The organism is Larkinella sp. (assembly GCF_965227735.1).
GTDB lineage: Bacteria > Bacteroidota > Bacteroidia > Cytophagales > Spirosomataceae > Larkinella.
In genome coordinates this window covers 3,514,302-3,529,444 of record NZ_OZ245776.1, presented here as the reverse complement: position 1 = coordinate 3,529,444, position 15,143 = coordinate 3,514,302, and the positions used below count along the sequence as shown (strand labels likewise).

Below are 15,143 nucleotides of genomic sequence, written 5' to 3'. Positions count from 1 at the left end.
ACGGTTAAAATACCGCCTGGTACGAAATATCAAATGCGATTGTGGACCGGCGGTTTTTCTCCACCGTTACCGGAAAAATGTTGTTTTGGCCGTCGGAGAGGTTGGCGTATAAGCCTTTTTCTTCCTGTACAAAAACGGAATAACTTCCGGCGGGCAGACTGACGCAAAATTTTCCGTCTTGATCGGATTTGATTTTTTTGATGAGCCGGGTGTTGATTTTGGAGTAAAAGCCGTCGTCGGTGGCTGCGGTCTGGTCAATTTTCGTCAATTCATAAATTAAAACCTCCCGAACGGCGGGCTGGCCTTTCGGCTGCGGACGGTCGGGGCCGGGCATGTGGTTGCCGGATTTGAATAGAACCGTTCCGCAAATGCCCTGAAATGACTTGCTGTTCTGGCTGGGTTTGCAGGCGACGAAAAGGGTGAATGCCAGCAGGAGCAAAGATGGTTTTAGAATGTTGGAGAGTTGATTATCAGGCATATTTCTCTTTGACAAAATGAAGGAAATTTTCGGATCTTATGATCAAATCATTGATTTCCTCAAGAGGAAAATCGCCCTCCAGGTCATAATCTGCTATTTGGCGACGGTCAAATAGCAGATTCAAATCATCTTTGAATCGCTCAGGTATTTCACCTGACTTTATAAAATGCAGGGAGAACATTTCGCGAGTGGCAGAATGTCGTTTTGTAAGGACGTTTTTATCAGAAAGTAGACCACGTATGAGCCAGAAAAAGCTGTAATAACTGGATGTAACAGCACCAAGTGGAAAATCTGTCAACACGAGTGTTCTAGCATTTGCCAGATAGGCTTCAGCTTTCTTAACAGCTAGTTGTAAATCCTCGCTCATAGATACATTTTCCGTCTTTTCTGACCTCTCTGAAAAAAAAGCGGTTTGAGGTAAGGAATTGACTATGAGAGATTACAACCGCTGAGATGGCAATTAATGTTTCGAGATAATACGCGTTTCGATCAGCAACGGTCGTGGCGACTTCCTTAAAGGGGGAAACGTTTTCTTCGTCCAGTAACACCAAATAATCTACATCCGATTCTTCGTTAAAATCGCCCCGGGCATAGGAACCGAATAGCAAAATTTTAGCCAGCCGATCGCCGTAGTGCCGTTTCATGATGTCGGTCACTTCGCGATTAACAGCCTCTAAATCGGTTACAACAGTCATTGTCAGATTTTCTTAAAAAACGAATCCACGAACTCCATCTTGTGGAAGGTCTGCAAATCTTCGATTTTTTCACCCACACCAATGTACTTCACCGGAATCTTGAACTGATCCGAAATACCGATCACCACACCGCCTTTGGCCGTTCCGTCTAACTTCGTGATGGCCAGTGCCGTCACATCCGTCGCTTTGGTAAACTCCGTGGCCTGAATAAACGCATTCTGGCCGGTCGACCCGTCGAGTACCAGCAAAACCTCGTGGGGCGCTTCGGGCAGGAATTTCTGCACAACGCGTTTGATTTTCGATAGCTCGTTCATCAAATTCACCTTCGTGTGCAAACGCCCTGCGGTGTCAATAATCACCACATCGGCGTTCATATCTACGGCTTTTTTAACGGCATCGAAAGCCACGGCTGAGGGGTCGGTGTTCATGCCGTGTTCAATCACCGGAACGCCAACGCGCTGTCCCCACAGTTTCAATTGCGTAACGGCGGCTGCCCGGAACGTATCGCCCGCGCCCAATACTACTTTATAGCCGCGCTGGTGAAACTGCGAGGCCAGTTTGCCGATGGTGGTGGTTTTGCCCACGCCGTTGACGCCCACGACCATGATCACGTACGGTTTTTTGCCGGCAGGCAACGAAAAATCCTCGTCAACATCCTCCGATTTATTTTCAGCCAGCAAGGCGGCAATTTCTTCCCGCAGGATGGTATCGAGTTCGCTGGTGCTGACGTATTTATCCCGGGCAACGCGGTCTTCGATGCGCCGGATGATTTTCACGGTGGTGCCAACGCCCACATCCGACGTAATCAGGACTTCTTCCAGTTCGTCCAGAACCTGCTCATCGACCGTCGATTTGCCAACGACGGCGCGGTTGAGTTTCGAGAAAAAACTTTCTTTGGACTTCTCCAGCCCTTTATCGAGTGATTCTTTTTTTTCCTTCGAGAAAAAATCAAACAGACCCATTTCTTTGTCGTTAGAACGTTGGATGGCAGACTACAGACGGCGATTCGTACGTATACAGCCTCGTGTCTGTTTTGTCGAACAAAGATACAAACAAAAAAGTCCCACAAAGGGGACTTTCGCTGTACCATAAAACCGGAAAAACTAGCCTTTCAACGCGGCTTGTACTTCTTCCAGCGGGACCATTTCTTCTCTAAAGGTGTAGGCACCGGTTTTCGGCGACTTCACGGCTTTGATAATCTTCGCGAAGTTCTTACCGCCACCTTCCTTCTTCAGGGTTGCAACAACTTTCTTTGCCATCTTGGATCGTCGGGAACAGTCCCGCGGTTACAATTATTTAATTTCTTTGTGTACGGTTACGCGTTTCAAGTTCGGATTGTACTTTTTCAGTTCGATCCGGCTTGGCGTATTCTTACGGTTTTTGGTGGTGATGTAGCGTGAAGTACCCGGTACATTCGTATCCTTCTGCTCCGTACACTCCAAAATCACCTGAATTCTATTGCCTTTCTTAGCCATTGCTGTAAATATTTTCTCAAACAGGAACGCAAAGGTAAGATAAAGTCTTAAAAACCACAATGGTTGATAGCGAAATAATTGTTGAGTCGGTATATGGTTTTCAGTTTACGGTGGCTGACGCATTCATCCTAAACTTGCGTCAGCCAACGTAAACTGAAAACCGTATACCGAAAACCCTGCCGGGTTTGACTTTTGAACGTCTCCTGCCGACCTTTGACGGACGATGACCACACAAACCATCCAATACGACTACCAGCCCGGCGTGTTTCAGGCTTCCGAGCCGAATAAATATACGCTCGATGAACTCGGCTCCGGCGAGATGATTCTGAACATGGGGCCACAACACCCCTCGACGCACGGTGTTCTCCGGTTGGAAATCGTCACCGATGGCGAGATTATTGTCGATGTCGTGCCGCATTTGGGCTATCTGCACCGCTGTTTCGAGAAACACGCCGAAGCCTTGCCGTATAACCAGATCCTGCCGTTTGTCGACCGCCTGGATTATATGGCTGCCATGAACAGCGAGCACGTCTTTTGCATGGGCGTCGAGCGGATGCTGGGGATCGACAAGGAACTGCTGACGACGCCCAACGGCCGCCGGATCGAATACATCCGGGTGCTGGTTTCGGAACTAAACCGACTGGCGTCGCACTTCGTGGCCATTGGAACCTACGCGCTGGACATTGGCGCCTACACGCCGTTTCTGTGGATGATGCGCGACCGCGAGCACCTCCAACGGTTGCTGGAATGGGTCAGCGGGGCGCGGATGCTCTATAATTACATCTGGATTGGCGGTTTATATTACGATTTGCCGGTTGGTTTTGAAGAACGGTGTCAGGAGTTTCTGACTTACCTGAAACCGAAACTGGTGGAATTGCAGCAACTGGTGATCGAAAACAAGATTTTCGTGAAACGAACCGCTCATGTGGGCGTGTTGCCGTTGCCGGTGGCCATCAATTACGGCTGTTCAGGGCCGGTTTTGCGGGCATCGGGTTTGCGCTACGATCTGCGCCGGGTCGATGCCTATTCCGTGTATCCTGAGCTGGATTTTGACATTCCGATTGGTGAAGGAACCGTCGGGACGCTGGGTGACTGCTGGGACCGCAATTATGTGCGCGTGCTGGAATGTTGGGAGTCGGTGAAAATTGCCGAACAATGCCTGGCGCGGCTGACGGGCGATCTGAAACGCACCCGGGATTTTGATCCGCAGGCGATGGCGCCCAAAAAAATCCGTCCGAAAGCGCAGGAGTTTTACATCCGGGGCGAAATTCCGAAGGGTGAACTGGGTTTTTACTTCCGGGCCGACGGCCGGGCCGATATGCCTTTCCGGTGTCGGGCTCGGTCGTGTTCATATCACAACCTGTCGGTCATCAGCGAAATTTCCAAAGGTGCCATGATGGCCGATTTAGTCGCCATCATCGGCTCGATCGATGTCGTAATGGGTGAAGTAGACCGTTAGGCGAGTATCAGAATCTCTTTTGTATTGCGGCCAAAACCGTCGTAATCCAATCCGTAGCCGACGACAAACTCGTTTTGAATCTCGAAACCGACGTATTTAATGGCGACGTCAATCTGCAAAGATTCCGGTTTGAACAGCATCGTCGCGATTTCCAGGGATGCGGGCTGCTGCTCCAGCAGTTGCTGAGAAACCTGCTGGATGGTGAGTCCGGTATCGATAATGTCCTCAATCAGAATAAGATCCTGACCCGCCAGCGACTCGCTCAGGCCCAGGATGTGTTTGACAACGCCCGTTGAAGCCGTCTGCTGGTAGGAACTGACCCGAATAAAAGTGACCCGGCACGGAATGGTCAGGTGCGTCATCAGTTCAGCCGCGAAGATAAAAGCGCCGTTCAGCACCACCACCAGCATGGGCTCCCGGTCCCGGTAGTCCTCATTAATCTGTTCGGCCAACTGAACAATGCGGTTTTTCAGCGTGTTTTGATCAATAAACGGAACGAAACTCTTGTCTTTGATAGTCAGCATGGTATAGCCGTTGGCGCGAAACTCAAAGGTAAGGCATCGAAAGGGTTCGTAAAAACTTTTGGTGGCGTAAACTGGAAATTCAAAAACTTCGTTGATAGAAGACGATATCCGTGTCCTTTAAAAATGAAAAAAAACCTTCTGGTTCTAATCGGCTTGTTTCTGACCTTAACGACTCGCGCTCAGGTCTATTCACTGGCTGAATTTGACAAAAAATACGATATGCTGATGAAGCGTCCCGACGTTCAGATCGAGTCGGCGGAAGCTATCAATAACTTGTATAATTACAAATTTTACGAAGCCGACAAAGAGTTTCGCTGGCTGAAAATGCGGTATCCCGATCACCCGATGCCGTACTTTTTGATGGCCCTCGCCGAGTGGTGGAAAATTGTCCCCAATACCGAAAATACCGACTTTGATGACAAGTGTCTGGCCTACCTGGATACGACGATTACAAAAGCCGAAAAGTTGTATGACGATAAAGAAAACAAAGTAGAACCCGCGTTTTTTCTGGCGGCTGGCTACGGTTTCAAAGGGCGATTGTATTCGGAGCGTAAGAAATGGGCAAAGGCCACTTGGGCCGGAAAAAACGCCCTGAAATATTTTGATAAATGCAAAGGCAATGGTGATCTGACGCCCGAACTGCTGTTTGGCGATGGGTTGTTCAATTACTACGCCCAGTGGATTCCAAAAAACTACCCGGCTTTGAAACCGATTTTGATGTTTTTCCCGAAAGGCAACAAAGAGGAAGGCATTCGGCAGTTGGAAAAAACCGCCAACAACGCTTTTTATACCCGAACCGAGGCCCGGTATTTCCTGCTTCAGATTTATAGCATGGAGAACCAGTACGAAAAGGCGTATGATCTGGCCAAATACATGTGGCAGCAGTATCCCGACAATCCCTATTTCGAGCGGTATTATGCCCGGACGGCTTTTGTGCGCGGCTACAGCAACGAAGCTACATCCGCTTCCAACAGCATTTTAAGCAAAATTGAACGGGGGATGGACGGTTATGAAGGCGTTGGGGGTCGAACAGCAGCGTATATTCTGGCGTACAACAATCAGCATTATACCCGTGATTTGGCCAAAGCCAAGCAGTATTACCTGAAAACCATCGAGTTTGCCAAACAGACTAACTCCTATGATGCAGCCTATTACTGGGCGTCGGTATTGAGTCTGGGAAAAATTGCGGCTGCGGAAAAAAATTACGACCAGGCGCAAACCTACTACAAGGAAGTCATTGACAAAGCCGACCGCAAATCCAGCCAGCACAAAGAAGCCAAGGACGGTTTGGATAGCCTGAAAAAATTGCGGAGAGAAGAACGGAGGAAAGCGCGGAGAGGATGAGCTTTAATATCGAATAATGAATGTTGAATAACGAATATCGAAGTAGCTCTGCACGCTTTTTAAACTTCGATATTCGTTATTCAACATTCATTATTCGATATTAATTTCTTTTTCAAGGGATCGGAAGTACTTTACTTTCTTTGAAAGTCGACAGAATGACCATGGTTTGGGTGCTGGCGACTTCTTCGATTTCGTTGATTTTTTCCAGCATCAGAACCTGGTACGAGGCAATGTCTTTGGCGATGACTTTCAGCAGAAAATCGCCGGAACCCGTGATGTGATGGCATTCGATAATCTCCGGAATTCCCTTCACGGCGTTGACAAACGATTCGGTTACCTGCTTCTTATGACCAACCAGCGACACCTGCACAAACGTTGTAACACCCAGGCCAACCCGGTCCCGGTTCAGTTGCGCATGGTAGCTCTGAATGATGCCCGAAGTTTCCAGTTTTTTGACGCGCTCAAGGGTAGGTGCGGGGGACAAACCAATTTCCTTCGACAGTTGGGCATTGGTGATTTTAGCGTTTGTCTGTAGAATTTCTAATACTTTCCGATCAATCTGATCGAGCTTGATTCCTGACATAATAGTGATGACCTTAAAACTTTATCCAACCAATATGAGATCACGCAAAATTAACCACAATCCTTTTATTTTTATAAAAAAATATGGATTATTTACTAAAATGTAAAATAATGATTGGTTTTGCGGCCCAATTTTAGCTACAAAATTACTGTATACAATAGTTATACCAAATACTGTTCAACATTAATATTAACCGTTCCTAAATTTTTTCCAAATAATATTTTGTGTATGCCGGGGCGGTTTTCTGAAAAGACTTCCCAAAAAAAAGCAATTGTCTTCTTTAAATCCAAAAAGGAAGAGCTTTGACTCAGGGGGCTGCGACTGAGGCAACGCAATAAACCGATTGGTAACAAAGTTTGAAAGGGGAGAGGGTTCTTCCGTATCTTTGAGCATCATCTTTTTTGACCAATCTCGTGCGCATGCGCTTTCACTACCGGGCTTTCTTTGTCTTTTTCGTCTGCATTTTTTGGGAAACGTCTGACGCGATTGCCCAGCTTCCACCTAAGCGGGAGTTTCGGGCGGTTTGGATTGCAACGGTAGACAACATCGACTGGCCGAGTGTGCGGGGGCTGCCGGCCGAAAATCAGCAGGCCGAGTTCATTGCTTTGCTCGACCAGCACCAGCGGGCGGGCATCAACGCCGTGGTGGTGCAGATCCGGGCGGCTGCGGATGCTTTTTACGCCAAAAGTTCGGAACCCTGGTCGTTCTGGCTGACGGGCCAGCAGGGCCGCGCCCCGGTGCCGTTCTATGATCCGCTGGAATTTATGATCCGGGAAACCCACGACCGCGGTATGGAATTTCACGCCTGGTTTAATCTCGACCGGGCCACATTCAGTAAAAATTCCAGCGTTACGCCCGATCACATCAGTTTCCGCCGACCAGAATGGATGCTGCAATACGGTGGCCGGAAACTATTCAATCTGGGTTTGCCCGAAGTCCGTAATTACGTGACCGGTATTGTGACCAACATCGTTCGGAATTACGACGTCGACGGCATTCATTTTGACGATTATTTTTATCCGTACGGAGTGGCCGGACAGGTTATTCACGACGAGGTGACCTATAAAACGTATTTCAACGGCATGAACCTGGCGAACTGGCGTCGGGAAAACATCAACCAGTTGATTCACCAGCTCCGGGATTCGATTCAGGCCCTGAAACCGTATGTGAAGTTTGGCGTCAGTCCGTTTGGGGTTTGGAAAAACAGCAGTCAGGATCCCGAAGGCTCGCTCACGACGGGCGGTTTAACGTCCTACTTCGATCTGTATGCCGATACCCGCAAATGGATTCGGGAAGGCTGGATCGACTACATTGCGCCACAAGTGTATTTTAGTACAGATTTTCAGAAGGTTCCGTACCGGCTTTTGGTCGATTGGTGGATCAAAAACGGTTTCGACCGGCATCTCTACATTGGTCAGGGGGCATTTCGGATTAACCGCTCTACCCCGCGTGACCGCGCCTGGAACGATCCGAACGAGATGACGACCCAACTGAACTACAACCGGCAGTTCAGCCAGATTCATGGCAGCATTTTCTTTAGCTCCAAATCCCTGACGGATAATCTGAATGGCGTTCGTGATACATTGCTGACAAATTTTTACCGGTATCCGGCGCTGATTCCGCCGATGCCCTGGAAAGATCCCGAACCGCCCCTTTCGCCCAAAGAGCTGAAAGCCCGGCCGACGTCCGAGGGCGTAGAACTGCTTTGGCAGGAGCCCGGCCCGGCACCCGATGGCGACAAAGCCCGGTATTATGTGGTGTATCGTTTTGACCGGAAAGACAAGGTGAATACGGAAGACCCGACTCACATTCTGGCGATTTGCGTGGGCGAGCGAACCACCCGGTTTATCGACCGAACCGCCGAAGCCGATGGCCGGTATGTGTACCTGATCACGTCGCTGGATCGACTGCACAACGAAAGCGTGCCGAGTCAGGTCAATGTGCGGGTTCCGGAGGAGTAAAGGAGAAAAAATTATAAATGTAAAATGAGGAATGCCAAATGTAAAAGTGTAGTGAGCCTAACTACTTTTACATTTGGCATTCCTCATTTTACATTTATAATTCAATAAGTCACTCATTATCAACGGATAATCATCATTATACCGTCTTCAAAAACGCCAGCCCCTTCACGGCAATGTCTTCGCCGGAGGCTTCGATGTCGCGCCAGATGGCTGCGGCTTTGGCAATGGCTTTCACCTCGGGTGTAAACGACTCGATGACCAGTTGGCCTTTAAAATCAATGTCTTTCAGTGCCTGACCAATGGAAGGCCAGTCGATGTGATCATTGCCCGGAATACCCCGGTCGCAACCGCAACTGTGCAGTAATTCCAGCCGTGAACCGGCTTTGCGAATGGCATCGGCCTGAAATTTCTCCTCGATGTTCATGTGAAACGTGTCCAGGTGCAGCCGAACGGCGTCGTTACCCACCAGATCGGCCAGTTCGATGGCCTGATCGGCGGTATTGATAAAGTCGGTTTCGAATCGGTTCAGTGGTTCAAGTGCTATTTTCAAGCCTTTGCTTTCGGCGTAAGCGGCCAGTTCTTTCAGATTTTTAACGACGGCTTTTTGCTGTTCGGCATACACGTCTTTCGGAGTCGCTTCGGCACGGCCCACACTTGAATACAATGGCCCCACCAGCATTTCAGCCCCAATGATTTCCATGACATCCAGCAAGCTTTTCAGATACGTCATCGCCGTTTGTTGCTGTTCGTCGTCTCCACGGAAATCCCGTTCGGGTCCCATGGCCGCGCAAACCGTCTTACAACCTAGTTTGGCGTCGGCCAGAGCTTGTTTGACCAGTTGTGGATCGACATTGGCGGGATCTTCCAACCCGATTTCGACCGTATCGAAACCCCATTCCGCAAATTTTGAAAACCACTTTACGCTTTCATTCGTGAAGGGCGACGTAAATAAAAATGTGTTGATACCAATGGTGTACATACGGGTTGATTGGTTATGATCTGGTCTTGATTTCTACGGTTTTTCCTCGGCCTGCCGTGTAAAGCACGCACAATCGGTTATCACCTTTTAGGCAATGCAAAGTACGGTTATTTTGCTTTTTACTGTCATCGCAGGACATTTATGGCGATTGTCCACTGGATTTCAGGAAGCGAACTGCTGTTCGACTTCCGCCATGACGGTTTCAACCGGGTGGGCATCGGCAAAAAAAGAGACGATTTTAAGAAGAATGCCTTCCACCACCGCGTCGGGGCAGGACGCTCCGCAGGTCAGTAGAACGGTGACCGGTTTTTGATCCGGCAGAAAGTTTTTGGTAACCACTTCCTGTTTTGTATGCAGGTTAAAATGCCGGATCAATTCCCGCGACAGAATTTTCTGTTCGGTTTCAATAAAATACGTCGGCAGTTTTTCTTCGCACAACTCCACGATGTGCAGCGTATTGGAACTGTTGTAGCCGCCCGCAACAATCGTGAAATCGGCGGGATGCGTCAGCAGGGCGTAGGTAGAATCCTGATTGTCGTTGGTCGCATAACAAAGCGTGTCGCGGGTGTTGGCAAAGCGGCTGTCGACCTCGTCTGGCAGCAGACGGTAGTGACGAATCATGACGGTTTTCAGGAAATCGGCAATCTGTTGCGTATCCGACGCCAGCATGGTGGTTTGATTGACGACGCCAATGCGCTGCAAATCCCGTTCGGGATCAAAACCGGGCGAAAACTGGCCATTGAATTCGGCATAAAACGATTCTTTGGTCGACTCGCCGGTGAGATACGTCGCCAGCCGCTGCGCCTGCGCCATGTCTTTCACCACCACGGTCGGTGCCGACTCCTTGCTGTGCGAAAACGTAGCGCGGGTCTCCTCGTGCGACGGTTTGCCGTGAACCACCACGGTATAGTCTTTCTGCCCGATTTGCGTGGCTTTGTTCCACACTTTTTCGACAAAGGGGCAGGTCGTATCGTATTGTTCGACATTCAGGCCGATGTCGGTCAGTTTCTGCTGAATTTCGATGGTCGTGCCAAACGCCGGAATCACTACGACATCGTCCTTCCGCAATTCCTCCCAAGGAATAATCTGTTTCCCCGAGGTTTCCATAATAAACTGCACCCCGCGTTCCTGCAAATCCCGGTTCACATCCGGATTGTGAATCATTTCACTGAGCAGAAAAATGCGTTTTCCGGTATTTTCAGCAATCGCTTTATAGGCAATTTCAATGGCGTTTTCGACGCCATAGCAGAACCCAAAGTGCCGGGCAATGCGGAAGCGGACCGAACCGAAATCAAGAATCGTGGGCGTAAAATCGCGCTTGAGCTTATCGCGTTTCCGCCGAAGTTCTTTCAATGGGCTGATGATGGTACTGCGGTAATACTCCGGGATGTTGAAGGATTTCATTCGGGCAAAATTAGACAGACTTCATTGGAAGAACAACCGACGGAATCGCTTCGTTCGGCTAAAGACCGGCCATCAGGAGAGCGTTGTCAAACGGCCCAGAATATCGTCCAGATACTCCCGGCTATTGCTCAGGCGCGGCACTTTATGCTGACCACCCAGTTTGCCCCGGGTTTTCATCCATTCGTAGAACGTCCCCCGCGGAACGGCGTGGACAATGGGCGGATGCAGCACCATGTCGTTATACCGCTTGGCATCGTAGTCGGAGTTGACCTGCCGGAGTGTTTGGTCGAGGACCTTGCGGAACGTATCGAAGTGGTTGGGTTCGCTCGAAAACTCGATGATCCATTCGTGCCGGCCGTTGGTACCACTGCCCATGTAAACCGGCCCGGCGGTATAATCACTCACCGTAGCGCCGGTTGCTGCGCAAGCCTGCGTAATGGCGTTTTCGGCGTTTTCAATGATCACTTCCTCTCCGAAGGCATTGATAAAATGCTTGGTCCGGCCACTGACTTTTAGCCGGAAGGGATATTTTGAGGTAAACCGCACGGTATCGCCGACGCGGTATCGCCAGAGTCCGCCGTTGGTGGTAATCACCAGCGCGTAATTCTTATTCAGTTCAACTTCCTCGATGGTCAGGGCTTTTGGAAAAGGCTTATCAGCGTCTTCCATCGGCACAAACTCGTAGAAAATACCGTAGTCGAGCATGATCAGCATTTCGCCGATCCGCTTCAGATCGTCCTGAATCGCAAAAAAACCTTCCGAAGCGTTGTAGATTTCAAGGTAGCGGGTGTCGTTGGAAGGAAAAACTTCGTTGGAAAACAGCTCCCGATAGGGTTGAAAAGCCACCGCGCCGTGGATAAAGACTTCAAAATTAGGCCATACTTCCAGAATATTCTGCTTGCCGGTTATGGCCAGTACTTTTTCCAGCAAAACCAGCGCCCAGGTCGGAACGCCCAGAATACTCGTCACGTTTTCGCGGGCGGCAATTTCGGCCATCCGGTCGATTTTTTCCTCCCACTTGTCCATCAGCGCCACTTCGATGGGCGGGGTACGGATGTACTGCGCCCAGGGCGGCAGGTTTTTCATGACCACCGCCGACACGTCGCCCGCGTAGCCGTGCTGACCATACGGATTTTCGTGTAAACTACCACCAATCGACAGCCCTTTCCCTTCAAAGGTTTTGCTTTCCGGGTTGTTGGCAATGTAAAGCGCCATCATGTCTTTGCCGCCCCGAAAATGACTTTCGTCCAGCGACTCCTGCGAAACCGGAATGAATTTGCTGCGGGCGTTGGTCGTGCCCGACGATTTGGAAAACCAGTGAATGCGGGAGGGCCACAGCAGTTTCTGCTCACCCTTCATCGTCCGCTCAATATACGGAAACAGGTCTTCGTAGGAGGAAACCGGCACCCGTTCCTGGTACTCACGGACGGTGCGGATGGAATCGTAGTGGTGTTGGCGGCCCCATTGCGTATGACGGCCTTTGCTGATGAGCTGCTGAAAAACCGCCTGCTGAACCTCGCCGGGATGCGCCATCATAGCTTTGATGCGCGGCACTCGCCGGAGCAGCAGCCATTTCAATGTCGTATTCAGCAGGGTCATACGTGGAGTGGTAATTCTGATTCAAACTTACTAAAAATGTTGCATTTAGAAGAACTTTGCTTCATAACCTGATTCGGTGGATATTGTTCGTTGGAATTCGTAAACTGCCACCGTTGAAAAAACCGGGAGTTTAGAGGCTTTGTATTGGTATAAAAGCAAGAATAAATTTTCTTTGTGAATGATCCGGCACATGCCGTTCCCTCTATGAAAGTTTTGAAAGCCCTGCTGAGTCTAATCATTTCCATTGGTGTAACGGTTGCACTCGATCAACCCTGGGGCAGTGTTCCGGCTTTGGGGCGTTTGCTGAGCCCATTTGAAGGATTCTGGCAGAATGCCGAAACCGTTGGTCAGTCGTCAGAACAAAAAATATCCGTCAACGGTGCGAGGGAGGAGGTCACCATTTTGTTCGACGATCTGCATGTTCCGCACATTTTTGCCAAAAATGACTACGACGCTTATTTTGCCCAGGGCTACGCAACGGCCCGCGACCGCTTGTGGCAGATGGAGTTTCAAACCCACGCGGCTGCCGGACGGATTTCGGAGCTAATTGGTGACCGTGCGGTCGAACTCGACCGCTACAACCGGCGGCTGGGTATGGCCTATGGTGCTGAAAAATCGCTGGAAGGCATGTCGAATGACCCAGTTTCCAAATCGGTGCTGGAAGCCTACACGGCGGGCATCAACGCATACATCGACCAATTGAAACCGGCTGATTACCCGATTGAGTACAAGTTGCTGGGATATGCCCCCGAACCGTGGACGCCCATCAAAGTGGCATTTCTCCTCAAGCAGATGACCCAGACGCTGGCCGCGGGTGCCGACGATCTGATGATGACCAACGTCCGTCAACATCTCGGCCCGGCCCTGACGGCCAGTTTGTTTCCGGATTATCCTTTTAAAGAGGACCCCATCATTCCGGTCGGCACGCGCTGGGATTTTACGCCGGTCAAATTACCAAAACCGCCCTCAATTACTGAAACCGATAGCAACGTTGCGCTGAACTGGCAGCCGCACGACCCGGGCATCGGCAGCAACAACTGGGCCGTTGGTCCGGAGAAAACCGCTACGGGCTACCCGATTCTGGCGAATGACCCGCACCTGACGCTGAGTTTGCCTTCCATCTGGTATCAGGTTCAGTTGGTTACACCCACGATGAACGTCTACGGCGTGTCGTTGCCCGGCGCGCCCGGCGTCATCATCGGTTTTAACAAGAACGTGGCCTGGGGCGTTACGAACGTCGGGGCCGATGTGCTGGACTTTTACAAGATTCGTTTTCGGGATAACCGGCGGCAGGAATACTGGCACGACGGGGAGTGGAAACCGGTACGTCGGCGGGTTGAAACCATCCGGGTAAAAGGAAAACCGGCGGTAGTCGACACCATATTATATACCCACCACGGCCCGGTGGTTTATTTGCCCGAAGACAAACCATTCCGAAACAACATTCCTACGGGCTATGCCGCTCGCTGGATTGCCCACGAGGTCGACAATGGCATCAAGACGTTCTATTTGCTAAACCGGGCCAAAACCTACGACGATTATGTAACGGCCTTGTCGTATTACGTGGCTCCGGCGCAGAACTTCGTTTTTGCCAATGCGGCCAAAGACATCGCGATTTCGCCGAATGGGCGGTTTCCGTTAAAATGGCGCGATCAGGGCAAGTTTCTTTTGGACGGTACGAATGCTGCAAACGATTGGCAGGGCTGGATTCCGGCGGCTCAGAATCCGCGGGTCAAAAATCCGCCGAGGGGCTTTGTCAGTTCGGCCAACCAATCGTCGACCGACCCGACTTATCCCTATTATATCAACTGGGAGTTTGAAACGACCGACCGGGGCATGCGGATCAACCAACGGCTGACGGAGATGCAAAACGTGACGGTGGACAGCCTGCGCCATCTGCAAAATGATGTATATAACCATCAGGCTTCCAAATTTCTGCCGGTTCTCCTGCCCTACATTCAGGAAAAAGATCTTTCCGATCCGCAAAAACAGGCATTGAAAACCGTCCGCCAGTGGAACTACCAGCAGGATACGGCATCGATTGCCGGCACCATTTTCGTGAATTGGATCAGCCGTCTGGAAGCCGGGATCTGGGCCGACGATTTTCCGGATAATACCAGGCGGCCTCTGCGTTATCCGAATACCGACCGCACACTGCAACTCGTCACCGAAGAGCCCACTTCCCGCTGGTTCGACAACGTGCAGACGCCAAACCGCAAAGAAACGATTCAGGAAGTCGTCACCAGCAGCTTTCGGGCTACGGTTGATTCACTGGCAAAACAGCATGGGCCATTGGGCAAAACCTGGGCCTGGGGCGATCACAAAGGGACGTCCGTTCGGCATCTGATTCCCGGTCTGGATGCTTTTAGTGCGTTGAATGTGCAGATTGGCGGAGGGCGCGGCATCGTCAATGCCGCCGGGCGCCGGGCCGGGCCCTCGTGGCGGATGATTGTGCAAACGGGACCTGACGTTCGGGCGTATGGTGTTTTTCCGGGTGGCCAATCCGGCAATCCCGGCAGTCCCTATTACCTGAATATGCTCGAAACCTGGCGAAAAGGGGACTTGTACGAGCTGCTTTATCTCAAATCGGTAACTGAAAAAAGTCCGCGTATCCAATCGACGCTTCAACTGACCCGTTAAAA

Annotated in this window: 15 protein-coding genes; 4 read left to right on the top strand and 11 right to left on the bottom strand. The window is 50.5% G+C overall.

The features are described from left to right. Window positions 1-4: 4 nt before the first annotated feature. The 6 genes from ACO064_RS13635 to rpmG form a co-directional block, all read right to left on the bottom strand. Window positions 5-478, bottom strand: a complete 474-nt coding sequence (locus ACO064_RS13635) for a hypothetical protein (RefSeq protein ID WP_421827847.1) — start codon at window positions 476-478, stop codon at window positions 5-7. Continuing rightward, window positions 471-845 (bottom strand): HEPN domain-containing protein, encoded by a 375-nt coding sequence (locus tag ACO064_RS13630; protein WP_421827846.1) that lies wholly within the window; start codon window positions 843-845, stop codon window positions 471-473. The genes ACO064_RS13635 and ACO064_RS13630 overlap by 8 nt, the downstream gene beginning before the upstream one ends. Next, window positions 817-1,173, bottom strand: a complete 357-nt coding sequence (locus ACO064_RS13625) for a nucleotidyltransferase domain-containing protein (RefSeq protein WP_421827845.1) — start codon at window positions 1,171-1,173, stop codon at window positions 817-819. Before ACO064_RS13625 ends, ACO064_RS13630 begins: the two co-directional genes overlap by 29 nt. Window positions 1,174-1,175: 2 nt before the next feature. Then, the gene (gene ftsY, locus ACO064_RS13620) at window positions 1,176-2,135 is read right to left on the bottom strand and encodes a signal recognition particle-docking protein FtsY (protein WP_421827844.1); all 960 of its coding nucleotides are present in this window, start codon (window positions 2,133-2,135) and stop codon (window positions 1,176-1,178) included. Between the two features lie 141 nt (window positions 2,136-2,276). After that, a complete protein-coding gene (locus ACO064_RS13615) occupies window positions 2,277-2,432 on the bottom strand; it encodes a DUF4295 domain-containing protein (RefSeq protein ID WP_111626371.1) in 156 nt (51 codons plus the stop codon). Between the two features lie 33 nt (window positions 2,433-2,465). After that, on the bottom strand, window positions 2,466-2,648 hold the full coding sequence (gene rpmG, locus ACO064_RS13610; protein WP_038121932.1) for a 50S ribosomal protein L33: 183 nt from the start codon (window positions 2,646-2,648) through the stop codon (window positions 2,466-2,468). A gap of 223 nt (window positions 2,649-2,871) precedes the next feature. On the opposite strand from rpmG, the gene ACO064_RS13605 reads away from it, so the two are divergent. Further along, window positions 2,872-4,107, top strand: coding sequence for an NADH-quinone oxidoreductase subunit D (locus tag ACO064_RS13605; RefSeq protein WP_421827843.1), 1,236 nt, complete (start codon window positions 2,872-2,874; stop codon window positions 4,105-4,107). Here the strand turns inward: ACO064_RS13605 and hpt are convergent. Next, entirely contained in the window at window positions 4,104-4,631 is a 528-nt protein-coding gene (gene hpt, locus ACO064_RS13600; protein WP_421827842.1) for a hypoxanthine phosphoribosyltransferase, read from the bottom strand. The genes ACO064_RS13605 and hpt overlap by 4 nt on opposite strands. A gap of 123 nt (window positions 4,632-4,754) precedes the next feature. On the opposite strand from hpt, the gene ACO064_RS13595 reads away from it, so the two are divergent. Next, window positions 4,755-5,975, top strand: a complete 1,221-nt coding sequence (locus ACO064_RS13595) for a tetratricopeptide repeat protein (RefSeq protein WP_421827841.1) — start codon at window positions 4,755-4,757, stop codon at window positions 5,973-5,975. Window positions 5,976-6,087: 112 nt separating this feature from the next. Here the strand turns inward: ACO064_RS13595 and ACO064_RS13590 are convergent, their stop codons facing one another. Continuing rightward, window positions 6,088-6,558 (bottom strand): Lrp/AsnC family transcriptional regulator, encoded by a 471-nt coding sequence (locus tag ACO064_RS13590; RefSeq protein WP_114406450.1) that lies wholly within the window; start codon window positions 6,556-6,558, stop codon window positions 6,088-6,090. Between the two features lie 419 nt (window positions 6,559-6,977). Between ACO064_RS13590 and ACO064_RS13585 the strand changes: the two genes are divergently transcribed. Continuing rightward, window positions 6,978-8,519 carry a glycoside hydrolase family 10 protein gene (locus tag ACO064_RS13585; protein WP_421827840.1) on the top strand — a complete coding sequence of 514 codons (1,542 nt, stop codon included), beginning with the start codon at window positions 6,978-6,980 and terminating at the stop codon, window positions 8,517-8,519. A 136-nt stretch (window positions 8,520-8,655) separates the two neighbouring features. On the opposite strand, the gene ACO064_RS13580 is transcribed toward ACO064_RS13585, so the two are convergent. The 3 genes from ACO064_RS13580 to ACO064_RS13570 form a co-directional block, all read right to left on the bottom strand. Beyond that, window positions 8,656-9,498 (bottom strand): sugar phosphate isomerase/epimerase family protein, encoded by an 843-nt coding sequence (locus tag ACO064_RS13580; protein ID WP_421827839.1) that lies wholly within the window; start codon window positions 9,496-9,498, stop codon window positions 8,656-8,658. A 162-nt stretch (window positions 9,499-9,660) separates the two neighbouring features. Further along, window positions 9,661-10,902, bottom strand: coding sequence for a 4-hydroxy-3-methylbut-2-enyl diphosphate reductase (locus ACO064_RS13575; protein WP_421827838.1), 1,242 nt, complete (start codon window positions 10,900-10,902; stop codon window positions 9,661-9,663). A 72-nt stretch (window positions 10,903-10,974) separates the two neighbouring features. Beyond that, the gene (locus tag ACO064_RS13570; RefSeq protein WP_421827837.1) at window positions 10,975-12,501 is read right to left on the bottom strand and encodes a GH3 auxin-responsive promoter family protein; all 1,527 of its coding nucleotides are present in this window, start codon (window positions 12,499-12,501) and stop codon (window positions 10,975-10,977) included. Between the two features lie 204 nt (window positions 12,502-12,705). Between ACO064_RS13570 and ACO064_RS13565 the strand changes: the two genes are divergently transcribed. After that, window positions 12,706-15,141 carry a penicillin acylase family protein gene (locus ACO064_RS13565; RefSeq protein ID WP_421827836.1) on the top strand — a complete coding sequence of 812 codons (2,436 nt, stop codon included), beginning with the start codon at window positions 12,706-12,708 and terminating at the stop codon, window positions 15,139-15,141. Window positions 15,142-15,143 lie beyond the last annotated feature (2 nt).